Consider the following 14,956-nt stretch of genomic DNA (forward strand, 5'->3'; position numbering starts at 1 on the left):
CGTCGCGCGCTGTAGTCCCATTTCGCCGCGATGAACCTGCGATGCCACGCCAGCAGGGTGCCGGGCGTGATCGGGAAGACCCCTGAAGGGTGTCTTTATTGCCGTACGGTGGTTGACCTGGTGCTTTGGGATCGTCCAAGTATGGGCATGATCTCTGATCGTGGGTCTGCGATTGCTCTACCTGATCTTCTGCCGTCTCCTGGGCTGCCTCCTTGTGCTGGGGCGATCGACCGTGGCGAACAACGCTGAGATCCTTGCTCTCCGCCACGAGGTCGCTGTGCTGCGCCGGCAGGTCAAGCGGCCGCGGCTCTCGTGGGCTGACCGTGCCGTGCTCTCTGCTCTCGCCCGGTACCTGCCACCCGTCCTACGTCGCAATCGGCTGGTCACCCCGGGCACCCTGCTGACCTGGCACCGTCGTCTGGTGCGCTGGAAGTGGCGCCAGACGGCAGTCGGACCCGGTCGGCCACCGCTGGCGGAAGAGATAGTCGTGCTCATCCAGCGCCTGGCGACAGAGAACCCGACCTGGGGGTACGTCAGGATCCAGGGTGAACTGCGACGGCTCGGTCATCGGATCGCCGCCGCCACCATCCGGCGCGTCCTGCGCCGTTCCGGCCTGCCACCCGCACCGCAGCGAGCATCTCGGCAGATCTGGCGTACTTTCCTCCGCTCCCAGGCCCACACGCTGCTCGCCTGTGACTTCATGCACGTGGACACGGTCTTCCTCAAGCGTCTTTACGTCTTCTTCGTTATGGAGATTGACACCCGGCGCGTTCACGTCCTGGGCGTCACCGCCCACCCGACCGGCGGGTGGGTCACGCAACTCGCCCGCAACCTGCTCATGGATCTTGAGGACAGAACTGGGTGCTTCCGGTTCCTCATCCGGGACCGGGACAGCAAGTTCACCTCCGCGTTCGACGCCGTCTTCGCCAGCAACGGCACAGCCGTCATCCCAACCACGCCGCAAAGCCCACGGTCCAACGCGTTCGCCGAACGATGGATACGCACAGCCCGCGCAGAATGCACCGACCGCCTCCTCATCACCGGCGAACGACACCTACGTACGGTCCTCACCAGGTACGCCGAGCACTACAACACTGGACGAGCTCACCGCAGCCTCAACCTACGAGCCCCAGACGACGACCCGAACATCATCCCCCTGCCCGCCGCCACGGTCAGGCGCAAGCAAGTACTCGGCGGACTGCTCAACGAGTACCACACCACGCCACACCGACCGCCTCACCATCCACAGGAAACGCCCAGCTCAGCAGCCTGATCGGAATATTGACACCCTTCAGGTGTTCCGGGCCGAGGCTCGGCGGAAGGAGTACGACCGCCTCCGGCACGGCGTTCCGGATCCCCGGCAATGACGAGCTGGCTCTAGGAGTTGTCGTCAAAATGTCACGCCCACATCAGGAGCGATGCGAGGGTGACGGCTGCTTGGTAGGACTCGGCGGTCTTGTCGTAGCGGGTGGCGATGCCACGCCACTGTTTGAGGCGGTTGAAGCACCGTTCGACGACGTTGCGCCGCTTGTAGACCTGCTTGTCGAAGGCTGGCGGACGTCCGCCATGGCTGCCGCGTCGGAGCCGGTTGCGGATCTGGTCGGACCGTTCCGGGATGGTGTGCCGGATGCTCCGTCGCCGCAGGCAGGTGCGTATGGCCTTGGAGCTGTAGCCCTTGTCGCCTATGACGTTGGCAGGTCGGATCCGGGGCCTTCCTGGCCCGATCCGGGGCACCCGGATCGCCTCCATTACGGCCGCGAACTGGGTGCAGTCGTTGGTGTTCCCGCCGGTGATGGTGAAGGCGAGCGGTCGGCCCAGAGCATCGCAGGCCAGGTGGATCTTGCTGGTCAGACCGCCTCTGGACCGGCCGAGCCCCGGGGCACGGAGCCCCCTTTTCGTGCTCCGGCCGCGTGCTGGTGGGCCCGCACGACCGTGGAGTCGACGGACACCAGCCACTCGATGTCCCCGGCCGCGTCGGCCTTCGCCTGGGCGGCCCGGAGCATCCGCTCGAAGGTGCCGTCCCTGGCCCAGCGGCGGAAGCGGGTGTGCAGCGTTGCCCAAGAGCCATACCGCTCGGGCACGTCCCGCCAGGCCGTGCCGGTCCGGAACTTCCAGACGATCCCGTTGAGGACCGTCCGGTCGTCCAGCCGTCTGCGGCCCCGCTCAGCCCGAGGCAGCAACGGCTCCACGAAGGCCCACTCGGCATCGGACAGTTCATGGCGACGTATCACCCGACCATGATCCCAAACCGAAGATCATTTGACGACAGACCCTAAGCGTTCACCGTCCGGCGGTGAAGGCCCCCGCTCTCGGCCAGAGCGGGAGAGGCGGGCGGACCGTGGTACGCCCGAAGGTATCCCGGGCCCTGAGCCCCGACGTGGGAATGGCGCCCACGGCCTCCGCCCGCCTCGCCGAGCATCAACGAAGCCCGGCCTCCCCTAAGAGCTCCGATCGAGGATCGCCGCCGCCCGGGCCTCATTGGAGCTCATCGAGGTGGCCTGAACTGCGAGTACGAGGACGTCACCCAGTGCCCGAACTACCGGCGGCTCATCGCCGAGCAGGTCGGCTCCCAAGTGCCGGCGCACGGGCGAGCGCGAGGCGGAAAGCCGCCTGCTTCGCGGGGCGATCGAGCACGATCCGGCCGGGGCCGGGCGAGGAATGTACAGGTCTGACCGACGACGAGCCGGAGCCGCTTGAGGCGGGGGAGCGCAGTCATGGCGTTGATGCTTCAGAGGGGCAGCGGGGATGTCAACCGGGCTTGCGGCGCCGACCGACGCGCTCTCGGCGTCTCTCCTGGACGTTCCAGGCGGGCACAACACGCGCCGCAACTGGTGAAGTAGGCGCCCAGCAGTCGTTCATCACCGGCTGTCATCGTGCCGCCGGACAGCCGCTACGGCTGTCCGGCGACGCCTCCACCCGATTTGAGCAGCGCAGTACCGAGGAAACGAGTGATTGATCAGGGGCAGTTGACGGCCGTGTCGCCGGTGTCACGGTTGCAGGTGTCGAAGCCGAGGCCGCCGTCGAGGTTGTCGTTGGCGATCACGTTGTCCACGGCGTTGAGGGTGTCGTTGCCCTCGCCGCCGATGTGCGTGTCGTTGCCGCGGCCTCCGGTGAGGGTGTCGTTGCCCTGGTCACCTTCGAGTGTGTCGTTTCCGTCGTCGCCGTTGAGAGTGTCGTTGCCGGCATTGCCGTAGATGGTGTCGTTGCCGGCCAGCCCGGAGATCGTGTCGTTGCCGGGGCCGCCGTTGATGGTGTCGTTGCCCGGCGTCGCCCGCAGGCCAGTGGCATCCGGGTCGTCACCGACGAGCCGGTCCGCCCGGGGACCGCCGTTGAGGCGGTCGTCACCCGCACCGCCGATCACCGTTCCGGCGGCTTCCAGGTTCGGGGAGATGCTGACGCTGTCATCGGAGTCGTTGGCGTTGACCCGTGTCGACGTGACGGGCAGCGGACACTCCGCCGTGTGCGTCCCCGTCGACTGACACGGGGCGACGGCGGACACGGTGTCCCCCGCGTCCGTCACCACGACAACGTTGCCCTGACGCCGAATGGTGATGTCGTTCGCCACACCCTGGGCAGCCGTGACGCTAAGGGTGTCGCCCACCTCCTGCACGACCGTGGTGTCGGCCAGGCTTCCGCCGGGGGCCGCACCGGGCGCGGCGGAAGCGGCGGTCAGCGGGGCGCAGGTGAGTGCGCCGATCGCCACCACCGTGGTGCAGATACCTCGTGTTCTCATCGGTGCCCGCCTTTCGTGTCGTCTCGCCGTGTACGGGTACTGGCGTGCTGCTCACTCACGCTGGTCAGGGGCATCCGCTGACGTTGTCGCCCAAGTCGGCGCGGCAGACGTCCACGTCAGCGCCGCCTTCGACGTAGTCGTTACCGCTGACGTTGTCCACGGCGTCGATGGTGTCCCGGCCGTTGCCGCCCTCGGCGTAGTCGTTGCCGGCGCCGGCGACGATCTGCTCGTTGCCGCTGCCGCCGTAGATCACGTCGTTGTCGGCACCGCCGTCCACGATGTCCGAGCCGCCGCGTCCCTCGATGGAGTCGTTGCCGGAGCCGCCGAAGATCCTGTCCGCCTCGGCTCCCCCTGTCAGCGTGTCGTTTCCTGCGCCGCCGGAAAGGAAGTCGGATCCCTCGTCGCCTTCGAGGGTGTCGTTGGCGGATCCGCCGTAGAGGTTGTCGTTGCCGGCACCGCCGATGAGGGTGACGCCGAGGGCCGCCAGCGAGGAGGTGACGGTGTCGTCCTGGTCGCCGGCGTTGACCACGAGTTCGGTCGTGTCGGCGGCCCTGCAGGCGACTTCGGTCGTGCTGATGGCGGTGCAATCGCCGGACGGTGCGACCGTGTCTCCGGTGTCTCTGATTCTGATGTTGCTGCCCGACTGCCAGACGCTGATCGTGTTGCCCCGGCCGACTCCGGCGGTGACCGTGATCGTGGTGCCGGTCTTGTTCACCAGCGTCGTGGCGAAAAGATGTGGCGTCGGTGCGTCGGCCGCGCGGGCCACGCCAGGGAGGCACAGAGTGAAACCGCACACCGTGGCCAGAAGTGCCCCGGTGCGATGGTGCGTTCTCTTCATGACCTGCTCCTGAAATAGGGCGTTGAATATCGATCTCGCAACTGTGCGCAGTGCTTCCCGGTCGAAATTGCCGGTGTTCGCTCGAAGGAGCGCTACCTTTTGCGGTCTGCCGACCGCGGCCGGGACCTGATAACCGGCTCCGGCGGAGTACCGGGGGAAAGGGTGTGGCCGCAAGCGCCGAACGTTCGGTGCGGCCCACCCCGGCGCGACACCCGAATGTCCTTGCTGCATTCAACAGTCCTCAGTCCGCGCAGACTCCTCCCATACCGCCATGGCCAACGCCTGCTCGACCAGTGATCGGCGCTGGCCCCTGGGCACCCAGAGCATGTCGGGATGTGAAGCCGTGCTGAAGCCGAATTTGCGCCATTGCCGAACACAAGGGTCTCCGCGCGTGGATCGTCGCCCTGGCCGGGAATGGGATCACCTGGGGCATGCCCGCTGTTTGACTTGCATCAGCCCCGGAGGTGTCAATTAACGATTCATTCGTACCGCATTCAATTGATCACGGTACGGGTGATCCGCGCAGCCCGCGAGCCGGACCTGCCGACGGTGGCGCTGCGCTCCCGCGACGAGGCGGACGCGCTGCACGCCCGCATGGCCGACGAGGTCGTGGTGCTCGACGGCGAGGGGCTGGGGGCCTTCCTGGACGCGGCGGTCCTGGTCGGCGCGGCGGTACTCACGGGCTGCGCCCCTGTCCACGTGCGCGCCATAGCGAACGAGCCATCACCGACCAGACTTCGGTCGCGTACGGGTCGGCCTTCGTCCAGTCGGGCGGCGGCGAGCTCCACCACGACTGCCCTTGCCGGAAACCTCATCCGTGCAGGTCAAGCAGCATGCCGGTACTCGTGGAGGATGCCGCCGAGGCGATCGTGTCGACGTATGTTGAGGTGGGCTAACGTGTCCGGATCGTCGATCGGTGGGGGCAGGGGGTGCAGAGGTCTGGCGTTGGCAATGCCCTGGTGTGGTCGGTGTCCGTTGTAGAACTGCTCGAACTCGCGCAGGGTGGCGAGGAGATGTCGTTGGTTCCAGATCAACGTCCGGTCCAGGAGCTCGCGGCGACAGGTCTGTATCCATCTTTCCATGATCGAGTTCATCCTCGGTATCTGGATGCCGCTGAGCACGACGTCGATCCCCGCGTCCTTGAGGACGGCATCGAACAGTTCGGGGAACTTCCCATCCCGGTCCCGGATCATGAACCGTGCCCGGCAGCCGAGGTCTTCGAGGTCCATGACCAGGTTCTTCGCCGCTTGCGCTACCCAGATGCGATCGGATGCGCGGTGGCGCCCAGGATCCGGATCCGGCGACTGCCGTGTTCGATCACCACGAGCACGTACATCCGCATCCCCGACAGGGTGACTGTCTCCATGAAGTCGCAGGCCAGAAGCGCCTCAGCCTGAGAGCGAAGGAAGCTGGCCCAGGTACTGGAGTTCCGCTCGGGCGCAGGATCGATGCCGGCCTCCTTCAAGATCTCCCAGACAGTGGACGCGCCCACCTTCACCCCCAGCACAAGCAACTCGCCGTGCAGACGCCTGTACCCCCAGCTCGGGTTCTCCTCCGCCAGCCGCAGCACCAGGATGCGGATCGAGCGCACGGTACGCGGTCTTCCCGGGCGTTTGGGCCGGCAGGAGGAGGCATGTCGGCGTGCGACGAGGGTGCGGTGCCAACGCAGCACCGTGTCGGGGCGGACGAGCAGCCGTACACTTCGCAGAACGTGCAGCGGCAGCCGGTGCAACAGCGCCGCCAGGAACGCTCGATCGCTCGGCGTGAACCGGACTTTTTGCTCGCCGAGCTGACGTTTCAGCACGGTGATCTGGTGGCGCAGGGCGAGGATCTCCGCGTCCTTGTCCCGGTCGGTCATCGGCAGCAAGCGCAGCATCACGAACACGTTCGACACACCCAGGTAAGCCAATCGCAGCAGCACGATCGATCATCATGACGCGCTGACAGCAACTGCGCGAGAGCGCCGACTCGAGCGACCGCGGCCAGATTTCGGGAAACCCGATGCACCGCCCCCCACCAGGACGGATGAGGTTTCCGGCAAGCGCAGAGTTAATCGCCAAGGGTGCGCTGCGTCGATCAAGGGGTACTACTGTTCGATAATGGTCCGACCCCCGGATGCGGCCTGGGGGAGACGGGCCATTTTTGTGACTGACGATCAGAGATGGTTGAACTTGCCCTCGCTTGCTTCAGGCGCGATCGATCATGTCGAAAGCAACATCGCGAGAGCGCACCAGTCCGACGAACGAGGACCAGGCGATGGCCGATACCACGAGGGCCGGGCCGGTCTTCGGTGAGCACGGCACGATCAGCCCATGAGAGCCGCGGCCGCTCGACCTGCCGACGCAGCACAGCGACCTCATGACGAAGGGCAAGGATCTCGGCGTTCTTCGCGGCGGTCGAGCGGCCCACCAGGAGGAGGCAGCTCAGTAGTCGGCAGAAGATCAGGTAGAGCAGTCGCAGACCCACGATCACTGATCATGCCCGTACTCGGGCGATCGCAAAGCCCCAGGTCAACCACAGTAGGGCAATAAAGACACCCTTCAGGCCTCAACAACGGCGCTGGAAAGGGAGCAACGTCATCCGTACCAGGTGATGTTGCAGATATAGATGCAGTGATGGCGTGGTACTGACAGGAAGCTAATGAAGCCGCGTCCGCCGAGAATGTCGAATTCTCGGAGTCCGCCTTCTCGGTCGAAGGGCCGACCTACCTTTGCCGCGTCGACTCCAAGCGCGGCGAGTTCGGTCGCCAGTCGCTCGACCTCTGCTACGACACCTGGCGCAAGTCCGTCGGCGACGTACTCCTCACTCGGGTTGTACTCCCAGGTCCAGTCGGTCACAGCCCCGCCTCGGCCTCCGCGGCCTTACGGATCTGCTGAATTTCATGGATGGCCGCCGTCGGGTCCTGTTCGGCCATATCGACGATCTGCTCGAGTTCACGGAGGCGGGCGGCGCGTTCCGGGTGCCGCTCGATGGCGACGAACACGGCCCATGAGTGGACGAAAGCCCGCAGGGGCGCGAGGCTCTGTGTCTGCTGTGCGTTTGTAGTCGCCTCGAACAAATGCTGAGTGAGCGCAGGGACTCTGCTGGGAGCGATCCGGGCGACAGCCGTGCGCAGTGCGTCAGGGGTGAGGTCGGGCATGGGGATCAGGGGTCCATACGGGCCGTCTGGCTGCGCACTCACGATGACCTCCTGTGCAGGGTTACTCGTCGTACCCTACCGTGCGGGCGCGGTAGCCGTGGGAGACTCCTATGGGGGTCAAGGGGTCGCAGGTTCAAATCCTGTCGTCCCGACCAGCGTTTTCGCAGGTCGGAGGCCGTTTTTCCAGAGATGGGAGAGCGGCCTTCTTCGTGTTGTGCGGCGTGGTGGTCGCATGGTGGTCGCACACACGCCTTGGGGTGTGGAGGCGCCGGGTGAACTGGCGGCCGGGGCGGCGAAGTAGGGCAGCGTGAGGCGTGCCCAGTGTCCGTTCGGGTGGTCGCGGCGTGGTCGCAGCCAGGCGGGCCAGTGCGGATGGCAATCGGCGGTGAGGTCGGCTTGGGCCAGTGCGGTGTCGATGGCGTCCACGGCGTCGTGGGCGGCTTGCTGGGTGAGGTGGCTGTAGAGGTTCGCGGTGGTGGAGAGGGTGGAGTGCCGCAGGGTTTTCGAGACGACGGTGAGGGGAGTGCCCGCGGTGATGGACAGGGTGGCGGCGAGGTGCCGCAGGTCGTGCAGGGTGATACGGGGGACCCCTGCTTCCTTGGCGCGTCGGCGGAAGCGGTCCAGGACGGTCTGAAGCCTCAGCGGGCGGCCGTCGGGTCGGCAGAAGACCAGTCCGGTGAACGGGTCGTCGGATCGGTCAGCCAATGCTGACTGCGGCGCGTCGGCTGCGCGGCGTGTGAGCGCGGCTGCCACGCGCGGGGAGATGGCGACCCAGTTCTTGCTGCTGCGGGTCTTGGGTGAGGTGATGACCAGGCGGGCGTTGTTGATGGCCGAGAGGGTGTAACGGACGTAGAGCACCCCTTCGTTGAGGTGGACATCGTGCCAGTGGAGGGCGAGTGCTTCCCCTTTGCGCATGCCGGTGCCGATCAGGAGTTCGCACAGGTCGGCGATGAGTGGGTCGGTGTGGTGGCAGTAGTGCAGGAAGTGGGTTGCTTCCTCGGCTGTCCAGATGCGTCGCTCGGCGGTGGGTGGTCGGGGCAGGACGGCGGGGCGTGCGGGGTTGTGGGTGAGGCGGTGCTGGCGGACGGCGTCGCCCAGGGCGCTGGAGAGGGTGGCCAGGCACCGGTAGACGGTCACTTGGCCGCGGCCTGCGGCGAGCTGGGTGTGAACGAATCCGGCGATGTGGCGGTGGCCGAGGTCGTCCAGCTTGAGCGCGCCCAGGGCGGGGATCAGGTCGCCGGTGACGTAGTCGCGATAGCGGGCCAGCGTGGTCGGCTTGAGCACGTACGCCTTCGTCTCCAGCCAAGTCGTGAGGTAGTCGGCGACGGTTTGGTTCGGGTCGCCGTTGAACCCGCCGGCCTCGCCCTCGAGGATCCGCCGCAGCGCGGCCTGGGCGGTGTCCTGAGTGGGGAAGCCGCCGCGGCGGATAGTGGCACGGCGGTGGTCGGGGGAGGGGAGGTCGACGGCGAAGGTCCAGCTTCCGTGGTCACAGTCGGTTGCCAGTCGTGGGAAGCGGGTTCCGATCTGGTGGCGGTGTGCGTCGCGGCATCCACAGCGCCGGTAGACCCGGCCACGGTCAGTGATGGAGCGCATGATGATCGCCTCCTGGGAGTGGCGCGATGTGCCGACGATCCCAGTCTCCGCCGACGGGCACACCACGCGACCACCTCAGACTCGATAGGGCTCTGAACTGGGTGTTCCCCTTGTCGTGGCCCAGGTGAGGGGCGGTGGCAGTCGGTGTTTCGATGATCGATGTTGCTGCTCACAAATAGTGTGCCAAGCAGTGCATGTCGAGGGGTATATTGTCAATGTGACAGTAATCCGATACGGTCGGCGCCATGCGTGATGATTCCTGGGCGCCGCCGTCCGTTCTGCTCACAGTTGACCTTGTCATCCTGACGTTGCGTGAGGGGCGGCTGTGTGTCCTGCTCGTGGAGCGGGGCAAGGAACCCTTCGCTGGCATGCAGGCGCTGCCCGGCGGTTTCCTCAACCACGCCGGTGAGGCGATCCCGGAGGCCGCTCGCCGCGAGCTGGGCGAGGAGACCGCTGTTGATGCCCGGCAGTTTCATCTGGAGCAGTTGGCCACCTATGGGGATCCAGGGCGTGATCCCCGTGGGCGGGTCGTCTCGGTTGCGCATCTGGCGATCGCACCACGCCTTCCTGAGCCGGTCGCGGGAACGGATGCCGCGAATGCCTCATGGATTCCGACGGACACAGTCCTTTCCGGGCAGGTGAAGCTTGCTTTCGATCACGATCGGATAGTGACGGACGGAATTGAACGTGCCCGCACGAAGCTCGAGTTCTCCGCACTGGCCACGGCGTTCTGTGGAGACCCATTCACCATCGCCGAGTTGCGGCAGGTGTACGAGGCGGTGTGGGGCGTCACGCTCGACACCCGGAATTTCTACCGGAAGGTCCAGGCCGTGGACGGGTTCATCGTTCCGGCCGGGACGGGACGCAGGACCACGGTGGGGCGCCCCGCACGCCTGTTCCGCGCGGGACCGACCACGGTGCTCTCGCCTCCGCTGGTCCGGCCCGCGCCAGCACCGGCGGGACAGCAGGTGGATGAACAAACAGAGGAACACGCAAAGGAATGAGAATACATGTCAAATGACCTGGTGGTGATTCTCGCTGCCCTCAATCTCGAATACGAGGCCGTGCACAGGAAACTGGCCGATCCACAGGTGACCGTACACAAGAGCGGCACGCGGTTCGAGGTCGGTACCGTGCCGGGCACCTCGTGCCGTGTGGCACTCGGCCTGACGAGCAAGGGGAACCATTCGGCCGCAGTGCTGGCGGAGCGCGCGATCGAGCACTTCTCTCCGGCAGCCGTACTGTTCGTCGGTGTCGCCGGGGGCATGCGGAGCTCGATCGCGCTGGGCGACGTGGTGATGGCCACCCATGTGTACGCCTACCACGGCGCGACCAGCGAGGACGACGGACTCAAGGCGCGGCCCCGGGTGTGGGAGGCGCCGCACGGCACCATCCAGCTCGGCCAGCATCTGGCCCGGATGACGGACCGGGTCGGCCACGCATCGGAGAACGGGGAAGTGCCGCGGGTGCACTTCGGCCCGATAGCCGCCGGTGAGGTCCTGCAGAACTCGCGGAACTCCGCCGAGGCCGCATGGCTCCGGCAGCACTACAACGACGCGTTCGCGATCGACATGGAAGCCGCCGGCGTGGCACAGGCCGGCCATCTCAGCAGTCTGCCGGTCGGCATCGTCCGCGGCATCAGTGACCGGGCGGACGGCACGAAGAACGGTGCGGAGGACCGCGAGCGGCAGCCACGCGCCGCGGCGAACGCGGCGGCTTTCGCGGTACGGCTGGCTTCAGAACTGATCAAGGAAGCGGAACTGGCAGAGAAAGCGGAAGAAGAGGAGCGGACCGTCATGGCCCAGAAAGACAGAACTGGCAGGGGCAGCGGAAGCGTCGTCAACACGGCCTTTTCCAGCACGGTGGGATTCATGGCCGGAGAGGTCACCGGCAGCACCATCCACGTCGGCGGGGCAACTCCGAAGGCGTCCACCCCGACGGAACTGGTCGCGGAGCTGGACCACTTCCGTGACCACCTGACACGACACCACGCCAACGGGACCCTCGACGCGGACACTCTCCACGAGGCACAGGGCGAACTGAGCATCGCGAGGCGCGCAGCGGAGAAGTGCACCGCGAACGCCCCGGCGCATCCGAAGAAGGCAGCTATGGCGCTCAGGAAGTTGCGCGGCCTGCTCGCCGACCACCCGGAACTGGCCGCCGGTCTCGCGTCCCTGATCGCGGCGGCGGGTGACCCGGTATGACCGAGGGCTTTCCCTCCACGCACAACGAGGCGCACGATTCCTTCGTCGGCTTCCAGGCCTCGGACGTACACGACTCCACCATCAACATCGTCCCGCCGGACGCTTCGCCCCAGAAGAAGTACGAGGTCGGGGTCCGCTGTCTGGAAGAAGGCTTGCCCGGCCGGGCGCGGGAACTGATCTGGGACGCGATCACCCACAACCACGACGGCCCGCAGATCCGCTTCCACTGGACGCTCGCCATGCTCAGCAAACGCGCCCACCACGACCTCAGTGCCGAGGAGCGCCGTCAGCTGGACCGGACGCGGGACGTCATGCAGGGCTACGCCGAGGACAAGGACTGGAAACCCGGTCTGCAGGTCGTCTTCGATCTGCTGGCACTGCCCGGCAAAGCTGACAGTGAGACCGCCGCCGTGCTGAAGCGGCTGGGGGATCTGGCACCGCCCCAACGTGACCTGATCGTCCACCACCTCGACCTCGTGCTCACCAGCCGGACAAAAGCCACCCTGTGGGCCGAAATCTGCGAGCTCGCCAAGGCCGGGCAGTTCCGTGGTGACCGTTCCCTGCGGGTCCGGTACTACTTCGAGCCCGATCCCATCGGGGCACGGACCCAGCCTCCCGCGGAGAGCACCGCCTTCCGTTACCGTCCTCGTCTGGCGGCCTGGACAGGTCTGTTCGTCGTCGCCGCGGGATTCCTCGGGATCTCGGCAGTGATCGCGGAGCCGCTGACCGCGATCGTCGAGCTGCTGATCGCGCTCGGCACCGGATTCCTCGCCGCCCGGTTCGGCCAGCGATGGTGGCACAACAAGCACCGGCTGCAGGCCAAGGAGCAGGAGCTGGACCAAGCGTCGAACCAGGAGCCGGTACCGGATCCGGCCGCCCCCTCCCCCGCACCCGCGGGCGGCGGAGCCCCCGCCGCGGACGGGTTCACCAGCCGCGTCCGCAAGTCCTTCGAGCACTACTTCGGCAAGTACGTGCCGCACGGGTTCGACCATCCCGAGTGGCTCGCCCACTCCGCTGGCATCCGCGCCGTTCTGGCCGCCGAGGTCGCGTTCCTCTACCGGGAAAGCAGAATCAGCGTCGACCGGGTCAACTGGCTCATCCGCTACCTGGCCCGGGACGCCAAGGACCGCCATCACAACGGCGCGCTGTTCGCCCACCGGCAGCGGTACCGGACTCCGGTGACGACGAAACTCGCCTGCGGGCTCGCCCTGGCCGTGCTGGGCGTCACGTCCCTGGCCATCACTGTCACCGCCGCGACAGGTTCGGCGGGTGCGTTCCACGGCCTCCTCACCTTCGCCGTGTTCTTCGGCGCCATCGGGAGCGGGCGCCGGGCAGCTTCGGTGTGGCTGGACATACGCAGCGAGGAACAGCGGCTCGTCGAGGAGACGCAGGAGTACCACCGGCGGATGTACGCCCGTGAGGAGGAGTTCCAGCGCTGGAAGGAGCGACTGGAAGCCATCCGGCCCTCCGACGCCGAGATGGAGGCGTGGCTCAGCCACGACAAGGTCCTTTTCACCGCCGATGTGCTCCGTCACCACCAGCTCACCTGGTACGACATCATCGCCCACACGATCCTGACGACACCGGCACGCCCCTACAGACGAGCACGGCGCCGAGGCGGCCCCTGGCGCTACTCCCGATACACCCTCCGGCTGTTCCTGGCCACACGGAACGGTATCCGTGAGATCAGCACCGAAGTCGACTTCGCCCGCGCTACTCGCCCGGGCGAACAACGCACCAACTACCGCTTCAACGCCTTCTCCTCCGTACAGGTCACTGAGGACGACCGCATCGGCTACGAGATGGCGCTGCTCCTCTCCAACGGCCCCGCCAGAACCATCCGGATTAAGGACGCCGACAGCCACCAACTCGAACCGTACGAGAACGCCCGGGACCTCTCGCAGAACAACCTCGACGCGGCCGGCTTCGCCCATACGTTCCGCCTCCTGGAGGGCATCGCCGCCGACGGGAAGGCATGGATCGAGCGGAACAACGCCGACAGTCCACCGCCCGCGGACAGCACCGACTGAGTCCTCCCGGACCGGATCCGGAGGCCGACCGTCCAGGGAACTGTCGAGAGCACGGCAGCTCCCTGAAGGTCCAGGCACCACGGGCCGAGTACGGGTACCACCGAGCCACCCCTGCCAAGGTGTTGGGATACGAGGGTGACAGCCAGTCATGACCGCCAGTAACAGGAAACGGAGCACCAGCGCCGTACTCCTTGCCGAGTACGCACAGATCAAGGAAGAGCAGCGTGCACGTATCGGCTTCAGGGACAACCTGCTGTACGTGACTCTTGCGGCCGTGACCGCCGTCGCGGCCGTCGCCGCGCAGACGGACTACCCACAGCTGATCCTGGCCCTTCCGGTGGTGTGTCTTGTGCTCGGATGGACGCACCTGGTCAACGACGAGAAAATCTCAGCCATCGGGCGCTACGTCCGCACCGAGCTCGCGTCCCGACTCGCAGAGGCCACAAACGTGGAGGAACCGCTGTTCGGCTGGGAGACCTACCATCGCAGCGATGCCAGACGGGTCTCGCGCAAGACCACACAGACAGTCGTCGATCTGGTGGCCTTCCTCGTCACTCCCTTTGCCGCACTCATCACCTTCTGGTGCCACAACACGGATAGCGCCCCTCTGGTCGCGGTCTCCATCCTGGAAGCCGCCGGACTCGTCGTCCTGGGTGTGCGGTTCCTGCAATACGCCGAGAGGTGAGATGCTGCCCGACGCCACGGACTGAAAACTCTTTCTGAGGCGTTCCGGGGTTGATGGAGGCTCGGCACTCGTCTTGATCACTGATATGCGTCTGCTGGCTCGATTGTGCGGTTCTACAAGTCGATCTTCATTCTTTCGGGCGGAGAGTCCAGTATCTCTGCGCAGGGGAAGGGCCGTCGGGGCACGCCGATGATGAGCAGCAATGAGCCCGGAGCAGGTTCGCCGGCGAAGACGGCGTCGAACGCGGCGGTGAACTTGCTGTCCCGGTCCCGGATGAGGAACCGGAAGCATCCAGCCCTGTCTCCGAGGTGCATGAGCAGGTTGCGGGCGAGCTGAGTGACCCATGCGCCGCTCGGGTGAGCGGTGACACCCAGGACGTGGACGCGCCGGGTGGCAATCTCCATGACGAAGAAGACATAGAGATGTCTGAGGAAAACGGCCTCCACGTGCATCAAGTCACAGGCGAGCAGCGTGTGGGCCTGGGAGTGCAGGAAGGAGCGCCAGGTCTGCTGGGAGGCGCGTCGCGGTGCGGGCGGCAGGCCGAAGCGGCGCAGGACGCGGCGGATCGTGGCGGCGGCAACCCGATGACCGAGCCGCCGCAGCTCGCCTTGGATCCTGACATATCCCCAGGTGGGGTTCTCTCGCGCTAGGTGTGCTGTCCGGGGACGTTGGTGACGGGCGACGCGCCGTGAGTGGTGCTTGAACGAGGCGAGGGCCTCTGGTTTCGGTGTGGA

The 14,956-nt window shown here is 66.4% G+C and carries 10 protein-coding genes and 4 pseudogenes; 6 read left to right on the plus strand and 8 right to left on the minus strand.

Going from position 1 to position 14,956, the window contains the following annotated elements; all coding sequences use genetic code 11:
- Positions 1–160: 160 nt before the first annotated feature.
- Positions 161–1,273, plus strand: a complete 1,113-nt coding sequence (locus EEJ42_RS42460; RefSeq protein ID WP_123107482.1) for an integrase core domain-containing protein — start codon at positions 161–163, stop codon at positions 1,271–1,273.
- A 125-nt stretch (positions 1,274–1,398) separates the two neighbouring features.
- Here the strand turns inward: EEJ42_RS42460 and EEJ42_RS42465 are convergent.
- The 3 genes and pseudogenes from EEJ42_RS42465 to EEJ42_RS42480 form a co-directional block, all read right to left on the minus strand.
- Positions 1,399–2,228, minus strand: a pseudogene (locus EEJ42_RS42465) (IS5 family transposase).
- A 728-nt stretch (positions 2,229–2,956) separates the two neighbouring features.
- Positions 2,957–3,733, minus strand: a complete 777-nt coding sequence (locus tag EEJ42_RS42475) for a calcium-binding protein (protein ID WP_123107483.1) — start codon at positions 3,731–3,733, stop codon at positions 2,957–2,959.
- 64 nt (positions 3,734–3,797) lie between these two features.
- Positions 3,798–4,802, minus strand: coding sequence for a calcium-binding protein (locus tag EEJ42_RS42480; RefSeq protein ID WP_123107484.1), 1,005 nt, complete (start codon positions 4,800–4,802; stop codon positions 3,798–3,800).
- Positions 4,803–4,985: 183 nt separating this feature from the next.
- On the opposite strand from EEJ42_RS42480, the pseudogene EEJ42_RS42485 reads away from it, so the two are divergent.
- A pseudogene (locus EEJ42_RS42485) lies at positions 4,986–5,210 on the plus strand (biotin carboxylase N-terminal domain-containing protein); the annotation flags it as partial.
- 185 nt (positions 5,211–5,395) lie between these two features.
- Here EEJ42_RS42485 and EEJ42_RS42490 read toward each other — a convergent pair.
- The 4 genes and pseudogenes from EEJ42_RS42490 to EEJ42_RS42510 all read right to left on the minus strand — a co-directional run bounded on the left by EEJ42_RS42490 (position 5,396) and on the right by EEJ42_RS42510 (position 9,303).
- Positions 5,396–6,492, minus strand: a pseudogene (locus tag EEJ42_RS42490) (integrase core domain-containing protein).
- Between the two features lie 655 nt (positions 6,493–7,147).
- The gene (locus EEJ42_RS42500) at positions 7,148–7,408 is read right to left on the minus strand and encodes a hypothetical protein (RefSeq protein WP_123107485.1); all 261 of its coding nucleotides are present in this window, start codon (positions 7,406–7,408) and stop codon (positions 7,148–7,150) included.
- Positions 7,405–7,752, minus strand: a complete 348-nt coding sequence (locus EEJ42_RS42505) for a hypothetical protein (protein WP_123107486.1) — start codon at positions 7,750–7,752, stop codon at positions 7,405–7,407. The genes EEJ42_RS42500 and EEJ42_RS42505 overlap by 4 nt, the downstream gene beginning before the upstream one ends.
- 75 nt (positions 7,753–7,827) lie before the next feature.
- Positions 7,828–9,303 carry a tyrosine-type recombinase/integrase gene (locus tag EEJ42_RS42510; RefSeq protein WP_123107490.1) on the minus strand — a complete coding sequence of 492 codons (1,476 nt, stop codon included), beginning with the start codon at positions 9,301–9,303 and terminating at the stop codon, positions 7,828–7,830.
- Positions 9,304–9,548: 245 nt separating this feature from the next.
- On the opposite strand from EEJ42_RS42510, the gene EEJ42_RS42515 reads away from it, so the two are divergent.
- The 4 genes from EEJ42_RS42515 (at position 9,549) to EEJ42_RS42530 (ending at position 14,222) form a co-directional block, all read left to right on the plus strand.
- Complete coding sequence (locus EEJ42_RS42515; protein ID WP_123107487.1) at positions 9,549–10,307, plus strand: NUDIX hydrolase; 759 nt, start codon at positions 9,549–9,551, stop codon at positions 10,305–10,307.
- 6 nt (positions 10,308–10,313) lie between these two features.
- Positions 10,314–11,507 (plus strand): 5'-methylthioadenosine/S-adenosylhomocysteine nucleosidase family protein, encoded by a 1,194-nt coding sequence (locus tag EEJ42_RS42520; RefSeq protein ID WP_123107488.1) that lies wholly within the window; start codon positions 10,314–10,316, stop codon positions 11,505–11,507.
- A complete protein-coding gene (locus tag EEJ42_RS42525) occupies positions 11,504–13,537 on the plus strand; it encodes a hypothetical protein (protein ID WP_184503533.1) in 2,034 nt (677 codons plus the stop codon). Before EEJ42_RS42520 ends, EEJ42_RS42525 begins: the two co-directional genes overlap by 4 nt.
- A gap of 148 nt (positions 13,538–13,685) precedes the next feature.
- The gene (locus EEJ42_RS42530; protein WP_123107489.1) at positions 13,686–14,222 is read left to right on the plus strand and encodes a hypothetical protein; all 537 of its coding nucleotides are present in this window, start codon (positions 13,686–13,688) and stop codon (positions 14,220–14,222) included.
- Positions 14,223–14,335: 113 nt separating this feature from the next.
- Here the strand turns inward: EEJ42_RS42530 and EEJ42_RS42535 are convergent.
- Positions 14,336–14,956 (minus strand): annotated as a pseudogene (locus tag EEJ42_RS42535) (IS3 family transposase); the annotation flags it as partial.

The organism is Streptomyces botrytidirepellens, from assembly GCF_003721215.1.
GTDB lineage: Bacteria > Actinomycetota > Actinomycetes > Streptomycetales > Streptomycetaceae > Streptomyces > Streptomyces himastatinicus.